The organism is Stenotrophomonas sp. STEN087 (assembly GCF_056759115.1).
In genome coordinates this window covers 16,661-35,308 of sequence record NZ_JBRRCR010000038.1, presented here as the reverse complement: position 1 = coordinate 35,308, position 18,648 = coordinate 16,661, and the positions used below count along the sequence as shown (strand labels likewise).

General features: G+C 67.7%; 17 protein-coding genes. 7 read left to right on the top strand and 10 right to left on the bottom strand.

Translation table 11 applies throughout. The annotated features are described in order from the left end of the window. Positions 1 to 98: 98 nt before the first annotated feature. The 8 genes from ACVOK1_RS11895 to ACVOK1_RS11860 form a co-directional block, all read right to left on the bottom strand. Positions 99 to 587, bottom strand: a complete 489-nt coding sequence (locus ACVOK1_RS11895) for a hypothetical protein (protein WP_200753820.1) — start codon at positions 585 to 587, stop codon at positions 99 to 101. Positions 588 to 618: 31 nt separating this feature from the next. Next, positions 619 to 1,371 (bottom strand): HAD family hydrolase, encoded by a 753-nt coding sequence (locus ACVOK1_RS11890; protein ID WP_200753821.1) that lies wholly within the window; start codon positions 1,369 to 1,371, stop codon positions 619 to 621. Positions 1,372 to 1,499: 128 nt separating this feature from the next. Continuing rightward, positions 1,500 to 1,910: an EF-hand domain-containing protein gene (locus tag ACVOK1_RS11885; RefSeq protein ID WP_481562178.1), complete on the bottom strand. Its 411-nt coding sequence runs from the start codon at positions 1,908 to 1,910 to the stop codon at positions 1,500 to 1,502. Positions 1,911 to 2,137: 227 nt separating this feature from the next. Beyond that, on the bottom strand, positions 2,138 to 2,509 hold the full coding sequence (locus tag ACVOK1_RS11880) for a hypothetical protein (RefSeq protein WP_481562177.1): 372 nt from the start codon (positions 2,507 to 2,509) through the stop codon (positions 2,138 to 2,140). Between the two features lie 513 nt (positions 2,510 to 3,022). After that, positions 3,023 to 3,736, bottom strand: a complete 714-nt coding sequence (locus tag ACVOK1_RS11875; RefSeq protein ID WP_481562176.1) for a M15 family metallopeptidase — start codon at positions 3,734 to 3,736, stop codon at positions 3,023 to 3,025. Further along, positions 3,669 to 5,168 (bottom strand): serine hydrolase domain-containing protein, encoded by a 1,500-nt coding sequence (locus ACVOK1_RS11870; protein ID WP_481562179.1) that lies wholly within the window; start codon positions 5,166 to 5,168, stop codon positions 3,669 to 3,671. The genes ACVOK1_RS11875 and ACVOK1_RS11870 overlap by 68 nt, the downstream gene beginning before the upstream one ends. Before the next feature lie 68 nt (positions 5,169 to 5,236). Then, the gene (locus ACVOK1_RS11865; RefSeq protein ID WP_313205146.1) at positions 5,237 to 8,260 is read right to left on the bottom strand and encodes a TonB-dependent receptor; all 3,024 of its coding nucleotides are present in this window, start codon (positions 8,258 to 8,260) and stop codon (positions 5,237 to 5,239) included. 51 nt (positions 8,261 to 8,311) lie between these two features. Next, positions 8,312 to 9,778 (bottom strand): transglutaminase-like domain-containing protein, encoded by a 1,467-nt coding sequence (locus tag ACVOK1_RS11860; protein ID WP_481562175.1) that lies wholly within the window; start codon positions 9,776 to 9,778, stop codon positions 8,312 to 8,314. A 131-nt stretch (positions 9,779 to 9,909) separates the two neighbouring features. On the opposite strand from ACVOK1_RS11860, the gene ACVOK1_RS11855 reads away from it, so the two are divergent. From ACVOK1_RS11855 to ACVOK1_RS11830, 6 genes are all read left to right on the top strand, one after another. Further along, positions 9,910 to 11,349 carry a C40 family peptidase gene (locus ACVOK1_RS11855; protein ID WP_481562174.1) on the top strand — a complete coding sequence of 480 codons (1,440 nt, stop codon included), beginning with the start codon at positions 9,910 to 9,912 and terminating at the stop codon, positions 11,347 to 11,349. After that, the gene (locus tag ACVOK1_RS11850) at positions 11,346 to 12,440 is read left to right on the top strand and encodes a dipeptide epimerase (protein ID WP_108767519.1); all 1,095 of its coding nucleotides are present in this window, start codon (positions 11,346 to 11,348) and stop codon (positions 12,438 to 12,440) included. Before ACVOK1_RS11855 ends, ACVOK1_RS11850 begins: the two co-directional genes overlap by 4 nt. A gap of 115 nt (positions 12,441 to 12,555) precedes the next feature. Further along, positions 12,556 to 13,404: a MurR/RpiR family transcriptional regulator gene (locus tag ACVOK1_RS11845; protein ID WP_108767518.1), complete on the top strand. Its 849-nt coding sequence runs from the start codon at positions 12,556 to 12,558 to the stop codon at positions 13,402 to 13,404. A gap of 15 nt (positions 13,405 to 13,419) precedes the next feature. Continuing rightward, the gene (locus ACVOK1_RS11840) at positions 13,420 to 14,181 is read left to right on the top strand and encodes a L,D-transpeptidase family protein (RefSeq protein WP_481562173.1); all 762 of its coding nucleotides are present in this window, start codon (positions 13,420 to 13,422) and stop codon (positions 14,179 to 14,181) included. Continuing rightward, positions 14,178 to 15,476: an APC family permease gene (locus ACVOK1_RS11835; protein ID WP_108767516.1), complete on the top strand. Its 1,299-nt coding sequence runs from the start codon at positions 14,178 to 14,180 to the stop codon at positions 15,474 to 15,476. The genes ACVOK1_RS11840 and ACVOK1_RS11835 overlap by 4 nt, the downstream gene beginning before the upstream one ends. 75 nt (positions 15,477 to 15,551) lie before the next feature. After that, complete coding sequence (locus ACVOK1_RS11830) at positions 15,552 to 15,899, top strand: hypothetical protein (protein WP_406233332.1); 348 nt, start codon at positions 15,552 to 15,554, stop codon at positions 15,897 to 15,899. 157 nt (positions 15,900 to 16,056) lie between these two features. Here the strand turns inward: ACVOK1_RS11830 and yiaA are convergent, their stop codons facing one another. Next, on the bottom strand, positions 16,057 to 16,509 hold the full coding sequence (gene yiaA / locus ACVOK1_RS11825) for an inner membrane protein YiaA (protein ID WP_481562172.1): 453 nt from the start codon (positions 16,507 to 16,509) through the stop codon (positions 16,057 to 16,059). A gap of 165 nt (positions 16,510 to 16,674) precedes the next feature. Here yiaA and ACVOK1_RS11820 point away from each other — a divergent pair, with 165 nt between their 5' ends. Then, positions 16,675 to 17,853, top strand: coding sequence for a PQQ-dependent sugar dehydrogenase (locus tag ACVOK1_RS11820; protein WP_256644518.1), 1,179 nt, complete (start codon positions 16,675 to 16,677; stop codon positions 17,851 to 17,853). A gap of 72 nt (positions 17,854 to 17,925) precedes the next feature. Here ACVOK1_RS11820 and ACVOK1_RS11815 read toward each other — a convergent pair whose 3' ends face one another. Then, positions 17,926 to 18,498, bottom strand: coding sequence for a hypothetical protein (locus ACVOK1_RS11815; RefSeq protein WP_481562171.1), 573 nt, complete (start codon positions 18,496 to 18,498; stop codon positions 17,926 to 17,928). Positions 18,499 to 18,648: the final 150 nt, after the last annotated feature.

The window sequence follows — 18,648 nt, the reverse complement described above, 5'->3', positions numbered from 1 at the left end:
GCGGCGGGCGGCCGTAAAAACACCCCCCCCACCCTCGGCGGCGCCGCGCCCGCGGCGGGCGGCCCCGCCCCCTCCCCGGCCCCCCCCCGCCCGGGCCACTACCGCTTGAGCTGGCGCTTCAGGGTGGCGTCGAGGGTGATCGGCCGGTCCCAGTGCTCGTAGCTGGCCACGATGGCGTGGCGCACGGCGCGGACATGCAGGTTGTCCGGCTTCACCGGCATGCGCGTGACCACGGCCTCCCAGCCCCCTTCCGGGTTCTGGCTGAAGGCGCGCACGCTGTCGCGGCAGGTCTGGCCGCTGGCCTTGGCCCAGAAGCAGGCGAAGTAGATATCGCCGGCCTGCCAGCCGTGATTGGTGAACAGTGCGCTGACATAGCCGCGCGGCACGTTGGCGTAGCGCGATACCTCGTCGAGGAAGGCATCGGGGTAGCGCTCGGCGTAGTGGTTGATGTCCTGCAGCTGGGCATCTAGCCAGCGGTCACCGGTTTCCACCGTGTAGGCCGCCGAACGTTCGGCGGTCTGCTGGGCCAGCACGGTGGCCGGCGCCAGCAGCAGGAGCGACAGCAGCAGGATCGAGAAACGGTTCATGCCCCGATTCTGCCGCAGCCGCCGGGTCCTGTCAGGCCGCTGCAGCGGCCTTGGCCTCGATCGCGGCCAGCGCGGCCGGCCAATCCCAGGCGGTATCGGCGGTGACCATGCGCGGCTCGTCGTCGGCCACGCCATGCTGGGTTTCGTGCGCCCAAGTAACCGCGTACGGGGTGTGGATGCCCCAGCCGCCCAGGGTGACCACCGGCTCGATATCCGAGCGCAGCGAGTTGCCGACCATCACGAACTGCTGCATCGGCAGATCGAATTCGGACAGCACGCGCGCGTAGGTTTCCGGGTCCTTCTCCGAGACGATCTCGATGCGCGGGAACAGCTCGTGCAGCTTGGCCACCTTGATCTTGGCTTCCTGGTGGAACAGATCGCCCTTGGTGATCAGCACCACCGGGTACTGCTCGGCGATGGCTGCGACCGATTCGCGCACGCCGTCGATCAGGTCGACCGGGTGGCGCAGGGTTTCATGGCCGATATCCAGCATGCGCTGGATGTCCTTGGCGTCGATGCGCTGGCCGGTGATGTCGATGGCCGCTTCGATCATCGACAGGACCATGCCCTTCACCCCGTAGCCGAACACGGCCAGGTTGCGCTGCTGCACTTCCAGCAGGTGGCGGGCGGTCTGGGTGTCGTGCACGTCGACGTAGCGCGACAGCAGGTCCAGGTATTCCTGCTCGGCCTTGCGGTAATAGTCCTCGCTCTTCCACAGCGTGTCGTCACCGTCAAAACCGACCAGGCCGATGGCGCGCGAGCGCGCGGGCGTGGAGGCGTTCATGCGACAAGGATACAGGGGTGGCGAGGGCAACAAAAACCCGGGCGGCCTTCACCGCCCGGGCCCCATGCACCGGTTGCCCCGAACACAACCGGATTCATTCAACCGGTTTCATTCAAAGCGAGCGACGATCAGTTGCCGCCGCCGGCACCTGCACCCGCCCCGGCCTGCTGGGCGGCCACGAAGGCCTTGTACTCATCGGCGCTGAGCTCGCCGTCCTTGTTGGTGTCGGCCTGGTCGAACACCTGGGCCAGGCCCGCGTTCACCTGTGCCTCGGACTTGCTGATGGTGCCGTTGCCATCGGTATCGATGCTGGCCCACGTCTGGCCGCCGCCATTGGCCTGTGCCTGCGCCGATGCAGCCGCACTGGAGGCCTGGTCAGCCGCCTGACCCGCCTGGGCTGCCGACTGCTGGGCCTGCGCCGCCTGATTCTGTGCCTGGGCTGCCTGCTGCTGGGCGCTCTGCGCCATGGCCGGGACGGCCAGCACACTACCGGCGGCAACGATCAGGGCGAGCAGGGGCTTGCGGTTGCGAATAGTCATCAGGTGGATCTCCTTTGGGTGGTGGAGCGCGGGGTGTTGTCTCCGCACGGCACCTACCCTGCCACCGCGTTTCTGAATCGATTTTGGGCCGCGACCGGCGTGCATACACCCCATTAACCACTCGCCCCGGCGCATGGTTTAGCGCGGTGGTTAGGGCAAAGTGAGCGGTCCATAAGGTGCACATTCAGCGCGGCCGGATTTAACCGGCACGCAACGAAAAACCTGCGTCAATCGACGTTCTGCGCGGATGACCGCGAACTGAACAAGACCCATCCGAGCGCAACACCGGAGAGCGCGCCGGCGATTTCCAGCACCACGCGGCTGCCCAGTTCGTTGGGGTCGTGGATGGTGGAGAGGAAGATGCGCGCATACAGCGGCGATTCCAGGCGGACGATGCCCATGTAGAACAGCTTCCACATGTCGATGCCGGCGGAGATGGCGACGGAGAACACGCAGGCCCAGCCGATGGCATGGCCCATGGACCAGCGAAACACCCGGCACAGGTGGTGCCAGAGGAAGTACACCAGCAGCCCGACCAGCAGGGCGATGGCACCGGCTTCGAGGGAGCCGAGCAGGCCGAAGTGCAGCGGAAGGTTCATGCAGGTGGGTAGTTGGGAGGCGGTAGTGAGTGTAAGGGTATCGGCAGGGCTTGCAGCCCTGCACCTGCCGGTAGTGCCGGCCGCTGGCCGGCAACCCCAAGATCAACGGCGGGCTATCCGCGGGATGGCGGGGCACTGTGGGTTTGCGGGGACGCCGTAGATACGTCCATGGGGCTTGGTCGCCGCATCCATGCGGCTCACACCTCGCAAACCCACAGTGCCCCGCCTTCGACAGGTTCACGCGGCTGTTGGGAACTGCTGGTGGTGGGTGCCGACCGTTGGTCGGCACATCTGTCAGATATCGAATTAATCATCCACGCATGGCGTGGATCTACTGCGCATGCGCGGCTGTTGGTCGACACATCTGTCAGATATCGAAACAAATCTGGGGTCAGAGCCCGTTGCGCAGCAACCGGACCCACCCCGCCATCCCACGGATAGCCAGCTTTTGACGTTGACGTTGCCCTGGCTTGAAGCAGGTGCAGGGCTGCAAGCCCTGCAAAAGAAAAACCATCACCGCACTGGAAAATCGTAGGCCGTGCCGGCATCCGGCTCCGGCTGCAGTGTGTAGTGCCACCACTCCTGCGGGTAGTTGGCAAACCCGCGCCGTGCCATCGCCTGCAGCAACCGCTGCCGGTTCCCACGCTGCGCCGCCGTCAGCCCCGCCGCATCGGTATGCGCACGCACGCCGAAGAAATCGAAATCCGTGCCCATGTCCATCACCACGCACGTCCCCGTCCGGCAATCCAGCAGCCCCAGGTCCACCGTCGCACCCCGGCTGTGGCCCGAGCGCTCGGCGATGTAGCCATCGGCCAGCAGCCGCGGCTTGTCCAGGTCCGGGTACTGCAGGGCCTTGCGCGACTGCTCGTGCGGATCCTGCACCCAGGCCATGAACGCCTGCACCGAACGCACTGGGCGGTAGCAGTCGTAGATTCGCAGCGCATAACCCTCGGCACGCAGGTCGCCTTCCACCGCAGCCAAGGCCTTCGCCACCGGGGCCAGCAGATAGCACGACGAAGACGCGTAGCCCGGCACGCGGGCACCGGTGAAGTTGTTGGCGCCAGCGTAGCGGATGTCCAGCTCGATGCGCGGGGCCAGCGTGCGGATCTCCAGCAGACCGGCGCTGGCCGCATCGGTGGCCGGTGAGATGAGCGGTGGCTCAGCGGCGTGCGTGCTGCCCGCCAGGGCAATCGCCAGTACGCGTGAAATGCAGGTCCTGGAAGTCATAACTGAAGTCGATGTCCGGATCGAGGGCGCGCAGCTGCAGCGTGGGTGGTGCACCGTCGTCGGCCTGCAGCCATGCCTGCGCGGATGCCTCCAGCGTATCCCAGTGCAGCAGCCAGCGACCCTGCAGCTGCATCACCTGCGCCTGCAGCTTGGGCGATTTGTCCACGCTGAATCGCAGGCCGTCCTTGCCCGGGCACAGCGAGGCCGGGCCCAGCCACGGATCGCGGTAACGGCCCTGCCACTGCGGCAGCGCATCGCGAGCCACCGGCCGCGCGCCGGCGGTGGACGGACGCCCGCCTCCGCTGGCGGCACGCTCGGCCTGGTCGGCACGGAGCTCTGCCAGATACTCCATCGCCGGCGGCGCTGCGCCCACGGCGGTGAAGCGCTTCAGCGCCGACTGCATCAGCACCGTGCGCGCGTCCTCGCCCTCGCCGTTCATCAGCATCACCACACCCACCTTGCGGTCCGGCAGCAGGGCCAGCGAGGAATACATGCCGGACAAGGTGCCGGTATGCGCCACCTTCCACTGCCCGTCCATGTCCGAAACGCGCCAGCCGTAGCCGTAGCCCATGAAATGCGCGTTGTCCCAGCGGCGCTGGCGTTCGCCCAGCGGCATCGGCATGTGCAGGGTCCACAGCGTGCGCCGCTGCTCGCTGCCCAGCCAGCCGGGTACCAGCGCCGGGTCCAGCAGCACCTGCATCCAGCGCGTCATGTCGCGCAGCGAACAGCGGATGCCACCCGCGGCCATCGAGGTCAGGTCGGGGCTGGTCGCGCCATCGGCGTTGACCACCACGTTGCGGCCCTCGCGCCAGGCGTGTGGCTGGGCGACGTTGCCCACGCGCTTCACCGACCACGCGCCCACCTGGCAGCGGTCCATTCCCAGCGGTGCGAACACCTGCTCGCGCATCAGCTGGTCGTAAGGCTTGCCACCGGCAGCGGCGGCCACTTCACCGGCCACCACGTACATCAGGTTGTCGTAGGCGTAACCACTGCGGAAGCTGGTGACCGGCTTGAGGTGGGCCAGTCCTGCGATGATGTCGGCGCGCGTATAGGCGTTGGGCTCCGGCCACAGCATCAGGTCGCCGGCGCCCAGGCCGAGGCCGCTGTTGTGGATGAGCAGGTCGCGCACCTGCATGTGCTCGCCCACCCACGGGTCATGCATGGTGAAGCCGGGCAGGTGCTTCCGCACCGGGTCATCCCAGCGCAGCCTGCCCTGCTCCACCAGGCGCGCCAGCAGCGCGGCGGTCATCGCCTTGCTGTTGGAGGCGATCTTGAACAGCGTGTCCTCGTCGATGCGGCCGCCATCCCCACGCGCGCCTTCGGCGTGCTGGTAGACCACCCTTCCCTGCTCGACCACGGCCATGGCCAGCCCGGGCAGATGCGCGTGCTCGACCACGGCGGCGACATCGGCATCGATGGCGGCGGTGTCCATCGATTCCGCCGCCACCGCAGGCAAGGCGGCCAGCGCCAGCAAACCCGACGCCACCCGCGCGGCATGCTTCAGAAGTTCCACGTCACCACCAGCTGCGTGTAGCGCGGTGCCTGCCAGCGCGTGCCGGTGGCGAAGGTCGCTTCGCGGTACTGGCCCGGCTGTGCTTCGTAGCGCTGGTGCACGTTGATGGTCTTCTGGTTGTTGGTCAGGTTGTACACCGACAGCCGGGCGCTCAGGTCGATGCCCTCCACCGGCAGGCGCCAGGTCACGTTGGCGCCCATCGTCCAGGTCCACGGCAGGCGACCGAACGCACCGCGCGGGCTGTACTCGAACTGGCGCTGGTCATACGGCCCGGAACAGTTGGCCACGCACAGCCAGCCGGTGCCGCCACCACTGCCTTCGCTGGAGGTGCTGCCACCGGCGATGGTGTCGTTCGGCCACATCACGCCATAGGCGGTGATCGGGCCGCCGGACTGCACCTGCAGGGTGGTGCCGAACGACCACTGCTGGTTCAGCGCATAGGCCGCGCGCAGCTTGATCTGGTGGCGGAAGTCGTTGAACAGCACGCCATAGCGTTCGTTGGTGGCCGGATGATCCCAGTACTGCACCATGCCGGTGTCGCCGTAGTTGGTATCGGAGTTCACCGGGCCTTCGAAGTTGCCATCGCTGCGCGACCACAGGTAGGACGCGTTGAACAGCCACTTCTCGTCCCAGGCGCGGTCGATCTGGAATTCCAGGCCCTTGTAGGTGCGCTTGGGCTTGGAATAGCCGATGACCTCGCCGCTGCCGCCCTTGCGGTAGCCGCTGTTGGCGGTGTCGATGGTGATCCAGCCTTCGGTGGCGCAGCCGATGCTCTGGTCGCCCCACAGGGTCAGGCTCTCGCCGGGGTTGCCGATCGGCCACAGCGTGCTCGGCGTCGGGCCGCACGGGGTGTAGTTGATGCGGATGTCATCCAGCGCGCGGGTCATGCGCCGGTACGTTGCGTTGACGCCCCACGACCAGGCGGCGTTGATCATGTTCTGGAAGCCGAGGATGTACTCGTCCTGGTAGACCGCCTTCAGGTCGCGGTCCACGCTCTGCCGCAGGTCGGCGCCGCCAGTGTTCATGCGCGTGTCGGTTGGCCCGATCTGCGCGCCGATGATCGGCGCCATGTACGCCGAGCCGGTCGGCGAGGTCTTCTGCTCCCAGCCTTCCAGCACGTAGTAGCTGTATTCGTCGGTGAGGCCACCGGCAAAGTTGACGTTGATGTTGTTGGTGACCGGCAGGTAGTAGCGGCCGGCATTGCCGAACAGCTTGGTGCTGCCATCGCCGCGCATGTCCCACGAGAAACCGACGCGCGGGGCGAACAGGTCGTCCATCTTGATGAACGCCTTGCCCTCGGCCGTGCGGTTTTCGAAGCGGTCCCAGCGGATGCCGAGGTTGAGCATCAGGTTCGGGGTGATGTTCCAGATGTCTTCCAGGTAGAAGGCATTGGCTTCGGTCTCGAACTTGCCGCCGGACTGGCGGTTGCGGGCGCGCAGCATCTCGGTGACGCCGGCCGGCACGTAGGCGTTGGCGCCGTCCCACACTTCATCGCCGGGCCGCGCCAGATAGGCGGTGTAGCTCAGCGCCGTTGGCCCCGGGTAACGGGTCGACTGGTCGGTGGTCATCAGCTCGCGGTCCAGGCCGAAGCGCAGCAGGTGGTCGCCCAGCTGCCATTCGAAATCCAGGCGGGCGACATCGCGGGTGTCATCGCGCTCGGCCACGGCGGTGCCGGTGGGATGGCAGCCGGCACGCAGGCCCTGCAGCTTGCCCAGGCGCGGGCCATAGGTGCTGTCGGTGAACACCGGACTGCAGGCCTGGTCCAGCGAGGAATTGGTGAAGGCGCGCTGGTTGTTCTGGCCGACCATGGCGCGGGCGGTGAAGTTCTGCCCGAAGTGGCCGGTGTAGGTGGCCGACCAGTTGCGGCCGCCGGTCTCGGTGATGGAGTCGCCGCCCCAGTCGCCGATGCGGTCGTCATCCCAGTCGTAGCCATACGACGCATTGGTGACATCGCCCTCGTCGGAGAACGCCAGCAGCGCCAGGCTGTGGTTGTCGTTGATGTTCCAGTCCAGCTTGGTGCCCCAGAAACCGTTGCCGGAGTTGTTCTTGAACCAGGTGCTGCCATCGGACGAGGTGTTGTGGCCGCGGTCGTCGCGGTCCTCGTACATGGCGAACAGGAACAGCTTGTCCTTGATGATCGGGCCCGAACCCCAGACGTTGGTCTTGAAGAACGAGTTGTTGTCACGGCTGCCGTAGGAGTGCGCGGTGCCGTCACGGTGGAAGTGGTCGCGCCCGCTGGCACGCCACGCGCTGGGCTCGGCGGTCACTTCCACGCCGCCCTCGAACTCGTTGCTGCCCGAGCGTGTCACCGCGTTGATGACACCGCCGGTGGAGCGGCCGAACTCGACCGAGTAGCCCCCGGTCTTGACCTGGAATTCGTTGAAGAAGGCGAACGGTGCGGTGCTGAAGCCACGCCGGGTGTACATGTCGGTGACGTTGAGGCCGTTGATGAACACCGCGTTCTCGGCCACCGACGAACCGGCAAAGGACAGGCCACCGAACGAGGAGTTGCCACCGACCACGCCCGGCGCCATCAGCGCGACGGCGGACAGATCCTGCGCCACCGGCAACCGCGAGATTTCCTGGCGGTTGATGTTGAACGAGGTCTCGGTGGAGTAGACGTCCACGCGGTTGATCACCCGCGTGCCGGTCACCTGCAGGGCATCCAGGTTGGTGACGCCGCCGGCGCTGGCCAGGTTCACCGTGGTGGTGCCACCCACTGCCACGCTGACAGCCACCTGGTCGCCCAGTTTTTGCCCCTCGCGGCTGAGCTGCAGCTGGTAGTCGCCTACCGGCAGCTGGCCGAGGCGGTAGCTGCCATCGGCGCCGACGGTGACGGTGCGGGTCAGGCCGGTGCTGCTGCTCACCACGGTGACCTGGTCACCGGCGGTTGCGCGGCCGGCGACGGCGCCGCTCACGGTCTGGGCCATCACGGTGCCGGGCAGCATGATGCCCAGACACGCCCCAAGGGCGACGCACAACGCCGCCCGCTTGATGCTGTAAGCCTTCATCCCCTGCTCTCTCCTGCAAGAATTGAATGGTGTGGTGGTGGAGGTAGTGCGCTAGCGTTGCCCGGCCGGCAGTACCTGCCACTGGAAGTCGTCGTCCCATTGGTCGAAGTACAGGTTGCCGCCCGCCCACTCGGCCTCGCCGCGCTGCGAGTCGACCGTTTCCGAGCGGTAATGCTGTTTGGCGGGCACGAACGGCTGGCCGAAATCATCGTTGAAGGCGATGCGGTAGCCATCGAGGCCACCGAGATAGAAGTCGCGCAGTGCGGGCGTGTCGCTGGCCAGCGCACCGGTGGTCACGTCCATTGGCAGCCAGCCATACGGCGCCAGATAGACCGCACCCCAGTCGTGCAGGTTGGCGTAGCCGCTGCCGTCATCGGAGAACACCCGGCCCGACTGCCAGCGCGCGGGAATGCCGTTCATGCGCAGCAGGGCGATCAGCAGCAGGGTCTGCTGCCCGCAGTCGGCATGCCCGGCATGCAGGGCGTAATCGCTGATGTTGCTGAGCGTGGAATACTCGCGGGCGCCGGCCCACGGAATGCGATCGACTGCGGCGTACAGCCGGCGCACCACGTCATACGGGCGCGTTTCCCCCTGCAGCACCTGGTCGGAAAACAGCTTCAGTGCCGGAGTGAAACGCACGTGCGGCAGCTGCTCGGCGAGGAACGGCTGCAGCGCCGGATCGGCCGGGGTGGCTTGCACGCGTGCCGGGTCTACCGCCGTATGCCGCGCGAAGATCGTGGCCGCGTAGCGGATCTCGAACCGGGTCGGCTGCCCGGCCACTGCCTTCGCCTCCAGATAGGCGGTGCGCTGCAGGGTGCTGGCCGGGGCGACGCGCGCCTTGCCCGGCGTGCTGCCCAGCCACTGCACCTGCTCCTGCTGCCCGGGAATCTCGCGCGGGTACGGAATCCACACGCGGATGGTTTCCCCGGCCGGCACGGCGTCCGCCTTCACCGTCAGCGACTGGGTGAACGCAATGCGCTGCGGCAGCACCGACGCCTCGCCGCTCTGGCCAGCGGCAGCGAGCACGCGTGCGTGATGCGCATTGAGCACTTCGTTCGGGCCCGGCGCCGGCAGCGGTGCGTCGGCACGGCGGCGCGCGCGTGCCTCATCGCTGAGCCGGAACAGGTTGGACGGTGCGCGCTTGAAGTACCAGCGCGTGCCGTCGATATCGAGATGTTCGATCAGGCCCAGCTGATCCCAGCGCGCGAATTCGGCATCGGTCAGGTCGGGAATCCAGCGGCGCACGGCGGTTTTCGCTGCCGCCTCGTCCAGGCTGAAATCCAGGCGGATGCGGCGCATGCGTTCGCGCTGGTGGGCCGCCGTGGCGGGTAGATCGCCGCGCGCCAGCAGGTCTTCGGCTTGCGCGAAGCGGCCACTGTCGACCAGATCGATCAATCGCGTCTCGCCTGCACCTTGCCCCCGCACATCCTGCGCCGCCGCCGTCGACGCCCACAGCAGCAGCACGGCACACAGGCCGGCAGCGGCAGGCAGACGCAGTTTGCGAACGACGGGATCCACGGCGACACTTCCCCAGCGCGGGTGGTAACGGCTGTGTAACACGGGCCGGGTAGCGGGTCAATAATTTATTCTTGCTTTCGCGGCCGAAAGGAATAAGTATTCCCAGAGGCATTGAGGAGGGTGTGCAGCGCATGATCCTGGCTTCCCGCGAACCGCGCCGGCACTGGCCGCGCCGGTTGACCCTGGCCCTGTGCCTGCTGGCGGCACCGGCCTTCGCACGGACCGCACCGCCGCCCGATCCCGGCGCGCCGCTGCCCTATGTCATTGGCCTGCACGAGGCCTACCTGACCCCGCAGTACTGGGCCGCGCGGCTGGACAACGCCGATGCGCCGATCCTCGACCGCGCGCAGATCGACGCGCAGAACGCGCGCATGGGCAGCCAGGATGCGCACATCCAGGACATCGCCACCCTGCCCGCGCAGCTGACCGCCGCGCAGGTACGCAGCAGCATCACTGCGCTGTCTAGCTGGCCGACACGTGCCTTGTACGACGACCAGGGCCAGCCGATCGCCGCCGCCATGCGCGCGTCGATCGAGGCCAACCTCGGCCTGCAGGCAATCGCCGCACAGGCGGCGCCGCAGTACGGCCTGGTGGTGAAGCGCGCGGCACTGCGCACCTTCCCGACCCGCCAGCGCGTCTTCAGTAGCACCGCCGATACCGATATCGACCGCTTCCAGGAATCGGCGCTGTTCCCCGGTGACAAGGTCGCCGTGGTCCATCGCAGCGCCGATGGCCGCTGGTTGTTCGTGCACAGCGAACGCTACAGCGCGTGGATCGAAGCCGAGTCGGTGGCCACGGGTGACAAGGCCAGCGTGCTCGGTTACGGCGCGCAGGGTCCGTACCGCATCGTCACCGGCGCGGTGGCGCACACCGCGTTCACCCCGGAAGAGCCGCGGGTCTCGCGCCTGCAGCTGGACATGGGCGTGCGCCTGCCGGTGCTGGCCGACTGGCCCGCGGCCACGCCGGTCAACGGCCAGCAGGCGCATGCCGCGTGGGTGGTGCAGCTGCCGGTGCGCGAAGCCGATGGCCAGTTGAAGCTGGTGCCGGCGCTGCTGCCGCGCTCGCAGGACACCGCCGGCGAATACCTGGCGCTGACCCCGCGCCTGCTGCTGCAGCAGGCCTTCAAGTTCCTCGGCGAGCGCTACGGCTGGGGCCACGACTACGACACCCGCGACTGCAGCGGTTTCGTTTCCGAGATCTACCGCAGCTTCGGCGTGCTGCTGCCGCGCAATACCAGCGCGCAGGCGGTCAGCCCGGCGCTGGACCGCCTGCCGTTCACCGAAAAGACCGGCAAGGCCGCGCGCGACCGCGCCGTGACCGACCTGCAGGTGGGCGATCTGGTCTACATCCCCGGCCACGTGATGATGGCCATCGGCCACGTCGACGGCCGCACCTGGGTCATCCACGATACGGCGGGCGGCAGCTGGTTTGGTGCCGACGGAAAGCGCGTGCAGGCCCACCTCAATGGTGTCTCGGTCACCCCGCTGGAGCCGATGATGGCCAGCGATACCGTCCGCTACATCGACCGCATCACCAACATCCAGCGCCTGCGGGCCAAGACTGCCGAATGAAGATCACCGCCATCGAACTGGGCATGCTGCGCGTGCCGCTGAAGACCCCCTTCAAGACCGCCCTGCGCACGGTGGAAACCGTGGAAGACGTGGTGGTGCTGATCCGCACCGACACTGGCAACACCGGCTACGGCGAAGCGCCGGCCACCGCGGTCATCACCGGCGATACCCACGGCTCGATCATCGAAGCGATCCGCCACTTCATCGCCCCGCGCCTGATCGGCCAGGACGTGGTCAACCTCAACCACCTGTGCACGCTGGTGCAGACCGCCATGGAGCGCAACACCAGCGCCAAGGCGGCGGTGGAAATCGCCCTGTACGACCTGTGGGCGCAGCTGCACGGCGCGCCGCTGTACCAGATGCTGGGCGGCGGCGATCCGGTCATCACCACCGACATCACCATCAGCGTGGACTACATCGACAAGATGGTGGCCGATTCGCTGTCTGCCATCGAGCGCGGTTTCGAGTCGCTGAAGATCAAGGTGGGCAAGGACATCGGCCTGGACATCGAGCGGGTCAAGGCGATCCATGCCGCCGTGCAGGGCCGCGCCCTGCTGCGCCTGGATGCCAACCAGGGCTGGACCGCCAAGCAGGCCGTGCATGCCATGCGCACGCTGGAAGACGCCGGCGTGGTGCTGGAGCTGCTCGAACAGCCGGTGAAAGCCGCCGACATCACCGGCCTGAAGTACGTCACCGACCGGGTCAACACACCGGTGATGGCCGACGAAAGCGTGTTCAGCCCGAGCCAGGTGATGGACCTGATCCAACAGCGCGCGGCCGACATCATCAACATCAAGCTGATGAAGACCGGCGGCCTGTCCAACGCGATCCGCATTGCCGACATCGCCGGCATCTACGGCGTGCCATGCATGATTGGCTGCATGATCGAATCGAGCATCAGCGTGGCCGCCGCGGTGCACCTGGCCGTGGCCAAGAGCGATGTGATCACCAAGGTCGACCTGGACGGCCCCTCGCTGGGCCAGTTCGACCCGGTCAGCGGCGGCGTGCATTTCAACGAATCGGAGATCAGCATCAGCGACGTACCGGGGCTGGGCATCACCGAAGTACGCGGCCTGGAGATGCTGGGTTGATTTGCGCAGTCGAGCATGGCTCGACTCTACAAGGGCCGCACACCAGTAGATCCACGCCATGCGTGGATGCTGTTGCCCACGCCACAGAACGCCTCCCGCCCCCCGGACACCCCGCATGCCGCCCCTGCTGAAAATCCGAACCGAGCGCGGGCAGATGTCGGCCATCGAACGCCGCATCGCCGATTTCATCCTCGACAACGCCCACCTGCTGCGCGATTACTCCTCGCAGCAGCTGGCCAGCGCGCTGGGCATCAGCCAGTCCAGCGTGGTCAAGTTCAGCCAGAAACTGGGCTTCAAGGGCTACCCGGACCTGAAGTACTCCATCGGCCAGGACGTGGCCCGCGCCGGTGCCGACCCGCAGCAGGCGCCGGACGAACCGGACAGCGCCGATCACTACCTGCGCCTGGGCGATGCCCTGCGCCGCAGCAAGGCCCAGGCCGAGGAAGAAACCCGCCAGGCCAACCCGCGCGAGGAGATCGAACGCATCGTCCAGCTGCTGGACGGCGCGCCCAAGCTGTTCGTGTACGGGCTGGGCGATGACGGCCTGTTCGCCCGCGAGTTCGCCATGCGGCTGTCCCTGCTCGGCCTGCTGGTGGTGCCGCACACCGATCCGGTGCTGCTGCTGGCCAACCTGTCGGCGGCACGCCCGCGTGATGCGCTGCTGGTGTTTTCCGAATACGGCAACCTGCCGCAGCTTTCGCAGCTGTCGCGGCAGTTCCAGAACATGGGCGGCAAGGTGGTGTCGATCACCCGCCACACCGCCAACCCGCTGCGCGCGCACGCCGATGCCTCGCTGGGCGTGTGCGCCTACGACCGCACGCCGCAGGTGGCGCAGCTGCTGTACCGTAGCGCCATGCATGCCCTGCTCGACTTCCTGTTCGTGCTGCTCTGCCACGCCAATCCAGATCGCCAACGGCAACTTGCGGTGAACCTGGAACGGATCGACCACCTGCTGGATTCCTGACCGGAGCGCCTGCTGATGAAGCCGCTGTCCCGCCTTGTCACCGCCGCGCTGCTGCTGGCCGCGTCGCTGTCCCTCCACGCCGCGCCGCTGGATGGCGCGCGGCAATTGATCGTGGTCACCAGCGAGGGCTGGGACAGCACCCAGGGCCAGCTGCAGGCCTTCGTGCGCGACGGCAAGGGCTGGCGCGCGCAGGGCACGGCGTTCCCGGTGTCGCTGGGCCGCAGCGGCAGCGCCTGGGGCCTGGGCCTGCACCCGGCACAGGGCGACGGCCCGCAGAAGCAGGAAGGCGATGGCCGCAGCCCGGCCGGCGTGTTCGCGCTGGGCAGTGCGTTCGGTTACGCCGGCACGCGCCCCGGTACCGCGATGGCGTACCAGCCGATGCTCGACAGCAGCTACTGCATGGATGTGCCGGCCTCGCCGTACTACAACCGCATCGTCGATGCGGCCAAGGTCGGCCGCGCCGCCGTAGAGGGCTCCACCGAACCGATGCGGCTGGACCTGCACGACAAGGGCGACGTGCGTTACCAGGAAGGCTTCGTGATCGCGCACAACCCGCAGAACCAGCCCGGCAAGGGCAGCTGCATCTTCGCCCACCTGTGGCGCCAGCCCGGTGAGGCCACCGCCGGCTGCACGGCCATGCCGCAGGCACGCATGCAGGCGCTGCTGGATTGGCTGCGGCCGCAGGACACGCCGCGCTTCGTGCTGCTGCCGCGCGCCGAGTACGCACGCCTGCAGGCACAGTGGCAGCTGCCCGCACTGACCGGAGCACGCCGTTGAGCGCCCAGGACGAACCGCAGCTGCAGCGCGCGGTCAGCCGCTGGCAGATCGTCGGCCTGTCGATCAACGATGTGGTCGGCAGCGGCATCTACCTGCTGCCCGCCGCCACCGTCGCCCTGCTCGGCCCTTTCAGCTTGTGGGGCGTGGTCGCCGCCGGCATCGTCGTGGCGCTGCTGGTGCTGTGCTACGCGCAGGCCGCCAGCTACTTCGATGAACCCGGCGGCAGCTACCTGTATGCGCGCGAGGCGTTCGGCCGCTTCGCCGGCTTCGAGATCGGCTGGATGATCTGGCTGACCCGCATCAGCTCGGCCGCTGCGCTCAGCAATGCGCTGGCCGATGCGGTCGCGCGCTTCTGGCCGTGGGCCGGCGCCGGCATGGGCCGCATCGCGGTGATCGTGGTGTCGCTGGGCTTCCTCACCGGGGTCAACATCATCGGCGTGCGCTCGGCGGCGCGTACCGGCATCGTGCTGGTCATCGGCAAGATGCTGCCGCTGCTGCTGTTCGTGGCCATCGGTGCGTTCTACATCGACCCGCAGCTGGCGTTCTCCGGCCAGCGCCCGGACCCGCACGACCTGCAGCGCATGGGCGAGGCCGCACTCCTGCTGCTGTACGCCTACGCCGGTTTCGAGAACATCCCGGCCGCGGCCGGCGAATACCGCAACCCGCGCCGCGACATCCCGTTCGCGCTCATCACCATGATCGTCACCGTCACCGTCATCTACGGCGCGGTGCAGCTGGTGGCGCAGGGCACGCTGGCCGGCCTGGCCAGTTCGGCCACGCCGCTGGCCGATGCCGCGGCCGGTTTCGGCGGCGAAGCCCTGGCGCTGATCCTCACCGTCGGCGCGACCATCTCCATCCTCGGCACCAACAGCAACACGATGATGATGGGACCGCGCTTCCTGTTCGCCCTGGCCCGCGATGGCTACGGCCCGAAGGTGCTGGCGCAGGTGCATCCGCGCTTCCGCACGCCGGCCGCGGCGATCTTCTGCCAGGGGCTGATCGCGTTGGGCCTGGCCCTGTCCGGTTCCTTCGTGCAGCTGGCCCTGCTGTCGATGACCACGCGCCTGTTCGCCTACATCGGCACGGCGGCGGCGGTGCTGGTGCTGGCCAAGCGCTATGCTGACCGTCCCGGCGCGCTGAAGCTGCCCGGTGGCCCGCTCATTCCGGTGCTGGCGCTGCTGCTGTGCGTGGCGCTGTTCGCCAGTGCCAGCTGGCAGAACATCGCCGCCGCGCTGGTCGCCTTCGCCATCGGTGCGGTGATCTACAAGCTGCCGCGCAAGGCCGACGCGACCTGATCTTCACGCAACCGGCCCGGGCGGTTAACCGCTGCACGGGCACGATCAGGCTTCGTCCACCACGGAGCCTGATCGATGAGCCCCGATTACCAGATTCCCGGCCGTGTGCCGGATGACAGCACCCCGCGCGAGACCATTTCCGACTACTGGCGCGACCGCTACAGCGCCGAGCCGTACTACGACGCAAGCCTGCTGTTCGATGACTATGAACCGGCCTACCAGGTCGGGCATGCCGCGCGCTTCCACGAGACCCGCGCCGATCAGGTGATCCGCGCCTACGAAGAGGTGGAGCGCGAGCTGGAATCGCGCTGGGCCAGCGATCGTGGCCGCAGCCGCCTGGAATGGGCGCAGGCCCGTGCAGCCGTGCGCCGTGGCTGGGATGAAGCGCACACGGTGGACCCGCGCCTGGGGCGCCAGGGCTGACAGGCCCTGCCTTTGTAGAGCCGAGCCCATGCTCGGCTGCTTTGGCCGTTGTAGCGTCGAGCTTGCTCGACGGATCGCGGGATCATCCACGCATGGCGTGGATCTACTGGCACGTGGCTGTAGAGCCGAGCATGGGCTCGGCTCTACAACCCAGCGGTCACTCGCGTTCCGGCAACGGCGGCATCGCCACCTTGCGGGCCGGTTCACCGGCATTGGCCGCAATCAGGTCGCGGGTGTTCTTCTGCACCGCCACCGCGCCAAACAGCGACAGCGCGAACGCCATGCCGTAGAAGCCCTTCTCGCTCAGCGCCAGCGTCGCGTTCCACAGGCCCACCAGCAGTAACAGCAGCGAGGCCAGCAGTGCGAACCAGCACAGCGCGTAGTAGAGGCCACTGACCGGAATGTCTTCCACCCGGTCGCGCACGCTCTTCTGCAGCGACACCGCCGCGAACAGGCCGAACAGCAGCAGGGTCAGGTAGTAGCCCTTCTCGTTCAAGGCCATCTCGGCATTGAACAGGCCGATCAGGTAGGCCACCGCGCCCAGCAGCAGGGCCGCCCAGGAGGCGGCGATGAAGGCGGGCGACGGCTTGGAGACGACGGTCGGTTGCATTGCAGTTCCTTGGCAGACAACGGGCACGCTTTGCCCGGACGCCCACACCGTAGACCATCGGCCGCGCGCCGCACAGGGGGCAGCAGGACCTTTGGACCACGCGTCCGTTCACCGGCGTGGTGTACAACGGGGCTTGGCCATCCGCATCCCCACCTGGAGATACCCATGACCCGTTCTTCGAAACGTGCGCCCCTGCTGCTCGCCATGGGCCTGTTGCCCATCCTCGCCACCACCGCCTGCAGCGCGGCCGGCCCCGATACGACAGCGGCCGCCCAGACCGCCCCGGCAGCAACCAGCGCCGACCAGCGCCCGTTCACTGCCACCGAGGTCAGCCGTTTCGACCAGCCGTGGGCGATGACCTTCCTGCCCGATGGCAGCCTGCTGGTCACCGAAAAGCGCGGCAAGCTGCAGCATCTGGACCTGGCCAGCGGCCAGAAGCACGAGATCACCGGCGTGCCGAAGGTGGCCTACGGCGGCCAAGGCGGCTTCGGCGATGTCATCCTGCACCCTGATTTTGCCCGCAACAACGTGGTCTACGTCAGCTACGCCGAAGAAGGCACGCTCGACACCCGTGGTGCGGCCGTGGCGCGCGCCACCCTGGCACTGAATGCCGATGGCAGCGGTGCGCTGAAGGACCTGAAGGTGATCTGGCGGCAGACCCCCAAGGTCAGCGGCCAGGGCCACTACGGCCACCGCCTCGCCTTCGGCCCGGACGGCAAGCTGTGGATCAGCTCCAGCGAACGCCAGAAGTTCGATCCGGCCCAGGACATGAGCGGCAACCTCGGCAAGATCATCCGCCTCAACGACGATGGCAGCGTGCCGGCGGACAATCCGTTCGCCTCGCAGGGCGGCGTCGCCGCCCAGGTCTGGTCGCTGGGCCATCGCAACGTGCTGGGCATCGCCTTCGACGCCAACGGCAAGCTGTGGGCGCAGGAAATGGGCCCGGCCGGCGGCGACGAACTGAACCTGATCCAGCGCGGTGCCAACTATGGCTACCCGATCGTCTCCAACGGCGACCACTACGACGGCCGCCCGATTCCCGACCACGACACCCGTCCGGAATTCGCCGCACCGAAGGTGACCTGGAACCCGGTGATCTCGCCGGCCGGCCTGATGTTCTACAGCGGCAGCCTGTTCCCGCAGTGGAAGGGCAGCGCCTTCATCGGGGGCCTGTCGTCCACCTCGCTGGTGCGGGTGGCGTTCGATGGCGAGAACGCCCGCGAAGCCGAACGCTTCAACATGGGCGAGCGCATCCGCGAAGTGGAACAGGGCCCCGATGGCGCGCTGTGGCTGCTGGAAGACGGCAGCAAGGCGCGCCTGCTGAAGCTGACCCCGAAAGCCTGACTCCGGTGGTGCCGGCGGCTGGCCGGCATTTCGTTGATAGAACGGCCCCGCATCACGCGGGGCCGCCTTCGTTTACTGGATGGTGCCGACCTTCACCTCGGTGCGGGCGCAGGCCTTGTCCAGGCACTCGCCGGTCAGCCAGACCTGGCCATCGCCGATCATCACGCCCTGCTGGTTGACGAAGACCTTGCCGAACTCCTGCTCTGAAATCGCCTTGACCACCGCCGGGGTAATGATTTTTTCGTAGTTGCGCTGGAACTCACCGGGGCCGGTGATCTTCTTGCCGCCGGCGATGTTCAGCGGGAAGCGCACTTCCTCCACCACCGCAGCGCGGTCACCACCGACCACGGCGGTCTTGAAGGCGTTGAACACCTTTTCGTACTGCGCGGCGTCGCCCAGCACGCTGTCGATGCGTGCGCGCGCATCGCCTTCATCGGCGGCGGCAGCGGGCGCCGGGGTTTCGCTGGCGTGCTCGGCCGCAGCCTGCGGCGCAGCGGCCGCATCAGGCGTGGTGCTGGCAGCAGCTTCAGCCGGCGTGGAACCGGTCATCGGCGGCGGCGCATCGGCAGCAGGCTCGGCCGGCGGTGCCGGCTGCGAACAGGCGGCCAGCAGCAGGGCCGGAATCAGGAAAGCAATCTGGCGCATGGCGCGGACTCCATCGGATCAAGGGTCCGATGGTAGCGCCGGGGCCTGCCCCGCGGGGTTGCCCTGCGTGCGGCCGCCGGGATGGGCCCGGCGCCTCACTGCCAGTAGATCCACGCCATGCGTGGATGCTCCACCGGCGGTTCCTGCCGG

Bases quoted from the DNA above. Each gene is read 5' to 3' on its own strand.
- ACVOK1_RS11830 (WP_406233332.1), top strand. From the start codon at position 15,552: ATGAGCCCCGATTACCAGATTCCCGGCCGTGTGCCGGATGACAGCACC.
- ACVOK1_RS11840 (WP_481562173.1), top strand. From the start codon at position 13,420: ATGAAGCCGCTGTCCCGCCTTGTCACCGCCGCGCTGCTGCTGGCCGCG.
- ACVOK1_RS11855 (WP_481562174.1), top strand. From the start codon at position 9,910: ATGATCCTGGCTTCCCGCGAACCGCGCCGGCACTGGCCGCGCCGGTTG.
- ACVOK1_RS11845 (WP_108767518.1), top strand. From the start codon at position 12,556: ATGCCGCCCCTGCTGAAAATCCGAACCGAGCGCGGGCAGATGTCGGCC.
- ACVOK1_RS11865 (WP_313205146.1), bottom strand. From the start codon at position 8,260: ATGAAGGCTTACAGCATCAAGCGGGCGGCGTTGTGCGTCGCCCTTGGG.
- yiaA (WP_481562172.1), bottom strand. From the start codon at position 16,509: ATGCAACCGACCGTCGTCTCCAAGCCGTCGCCCGCCTTCATCGCCGCC.
- ACVOK1_RS11885 (WP_481562178.1), bottom strand. From the start codon at position 1,910: ATGACTATTCGCAACCGCAAGCCCCTGCTCGCCCTGATCGTTGCCGCC.
- ACVOK1_RS11850 (WP_108767519.1), top strand. From the start codon at position 11,346: ATGAAGATCACCGCCATCGAACTGGGCATGCTGCGCGTGCCGCTGAAG.
- ACVOK1_RS11895 (WP_200753820.1), bottom strand. From the start codon at position 587: ATGAACCGTTTCTCGATCCTGCTGCTGTCGCTCCTGCTGCTGGCGCCG.
- ACVOK1_RS11820 (WP_256644518.1), top strand. From the start codon at position 16,675: ATGACCCGTTCTTCGAAACGTGCGCCCCTGCTGCTCGCCATGGGCCTG.
- ACVOK1_RS11880 (WP_481562177.1), bottom strand. From the start codon at position 2,509: ATGAACCTTCCGCTGCACTTCGGCCTGCTCGGCTCCCTCGAAGCCGGT.
- ACVOK1_RS11890 (WP_200753821.1), bottom strand. From the start codon at position 1,371: ATGAACGCCTCCACGCCCGCGCGCTCGCGCGCCATCGGCCTGGTCGGT.
- ACVOK1_RS11815 (WP_481562171.1), bottom strand. From the start codon at position 18,498: ATGCGCCAGATTGCTTTCCTGATTCCGGCCCTGCTGCTGGCCGCCTGT.
- ACVOK1_RS11875 (WP_481562176.1), bottom strand. From the start codon at position 3,736: ATGACTTCCAGGACCTGCATTTCACGCGTACTGGCGATTGCCCTGGCG.
- ACVOK1_RS11870 (WP_481562179.1), bottom strand. From the start codon at position 5,168: ATGGACACCGCCGCCATCGATGCCGATGTCGCCGCCGTGGTCGAGCAC.